The organism is Lapidilactobacillus luobeiensis, assembly GCF_024345205.1.
In the GTDB taxonomy this organism is placed as follows: Bacteria; Bacillota; Bacilli; order Lactobacillales; family Lactobacillaceae; genus Lapidilactobacillus; species Lapidilactobacillus luobeiensis.
The window spans coordinates 1-1,623 of record NZ_BROC01000058.1 but is presented as its reverse complement, the minus strand read 5'-3'; the positions used below and the strand labels follow the sequence as shown (position 1 = coordinate 1,623).

The following is a 1,623-nucleotide window of genomic DNA, read 5'->3' as shown; positions in this document are numbered from 1 at the left end:
CAATTACTATTCTAGCATAAAGGGAATCGCTCCCTTTTTATCTTCAACAATTCCACCCACTTAAACTTTACGCCAACTACTTTGATTCGAAAAAATTATTCGCAAGAGAAACTTGATCACGCTTAGTTTTGCAAAATCTTCTAGTCAATAAAAATCCTGAAGAGTCAATGCGTCTAACATCATTCCGTCAGGCGAGTGGCGGATCAGTCGGCCGAAAAGTATCGCGCAACTGACTGTCGGTTTGGTTTCACGATGGTTCTGAAAGTAAGACCTGCTCTCCAAATAATGGCGCGATGATTGCTTGGACGCGGATCGGTCGGCTTGTACGCTAGATCAAGTTTTGCTGGAAATGTTGGGCCATCTATGATAGAGTGGTATGAGTAAGAATTACAGGAATTTGTCCGGAGGCAACGACGTGTATAATATTATTCAGATTTTACTGATCATTGACTCGATCGCGATCGTTATCGCAGTCATGATGCAACCATCTAAGCAACAAGATGCCTTGAACGCCTTGTCTGGCGGGGGCGGCGAACTCTTTGGTCAAACTAAGAAGCGTGGCTTTGAGGCAGTCATGGAGCGGGTCACCGCGGTTCTCGGTGTGCTCTTTTTCGTGTTAGCGCTCATCTTGGTTTACTTGTCCTCACATTAATCGATGGTCAGGCTCCTGCGATCAGCAGGGGCCTTTTTATTAGTGTTTTGACAGTGCGGTGACTTGGGCAAGGCCCGGTCAGTTAAAGGAGTACCCATGGTGAAGAAATGGCCACAGCCACTTTATTTGGCTGGAACTAAAACGATCGGTGTTTTGCTGTTACATGCTTATACAGGCAGTTCTAGTGACATGCGTTTATTGGCTCAAGCATTGAACCGCGCCGGTTACGGCGTGAATGTGCCCCATTTGACGGGTCATGTGACTGCTGAACCTTTGGATATTTTGACTCAGGGCAGTCCCGCAGCTTGGTGGGCCGATACTCAACGTGGCCTGGCCTTTTTGCAGGAGCATGGCTATCAACGCTTAGCAGTTTTTGGTCTATCCTTAGGCGGGGTTTTCGCCACCAAAGCCGTTCTTGAACAGCCAAGTGTTTGCGCCGGTGGTACGATCAGCGCCCCAATCATGACCACTGATTTTTCACGGATCGGTCCCGAGTTTCTAAACTACGCGCGTAAAATTTATCAACTAACTGGACTTCCGGCCGATCACGTGGCGACTCGTCTAAAAAAAATCCAAGAATTATTGCCGCAGCAGTTAGCGGAGGTGCAGGCGTTCATTACGACGTTACAAGCAGAACTAACTGCAGCTACCAACCCATTTTTTGTTGCTCAGGGTGGTGCCGATCAATTGATCGATCCCCAGGCGGGTCCGCGCTTACAGATGGCATTGCCAGCAGCATTAGTGGATTTTCATTGCTATCCTGAGGCGGGACATGTTTTGACGGTCAATTCGGCACATCGTCAGTTGGAGCAGGATATTTTGACTTTTTTGGCGGGTCTGTAACATCCCGTCTCTGTGTTTGCTTCTACGCTTGACTGCAGGTGTGTTGGGTTTGGTGGTGACGCAACCGCCTCAGGGCGTTTGTCGTGGCTGGAACGCAGTGGGCATCGTTTGAAGCCAATCCGCAAAAG

At 48.6% G+C, this 1,623-nt stretch carries 2 protein-coding genes; both read left to right on the top strand.

From position 1 onward, the window contains the following. The first annotated feature begins 415 nt into the window (after nt 1–415). Nucleotides 416–652 carry a preprotein translocase subunit SecG gene (gene secG / locus OCU21_RS11220; protein ID WP_261807485.1) on the top strand — a complete coding sequence of 79 codons (237 nt, stop codon included), beginning with the start codon at nt 416–418 and terminating at the stop codon, nt 650–652. Between the two features lie 96 nt (nt 653–748). Then, nucleotides 749–1,495: an alpha/beta hydrolase gene (locus tag OCU21_RS11215; protein WP_261807484.1), complete on the top strand. Its 747-nt coding sequence runs from the start codon at nt 749–751 to the stop codon at nt 1,493–1,495. Nucleotides 1,496–1,623: the final 128 nt, after the last annotated feature.

Excerpts from the sequence above, each read along its gene's own strand:
- OCU21_RS11215 (WP_261807484.1), top strand. The coding sequence starts at position 749 with ATGGTGAAGAAATGGCCACAGCCACTTTATTTGGCTGGAACTAAAACG.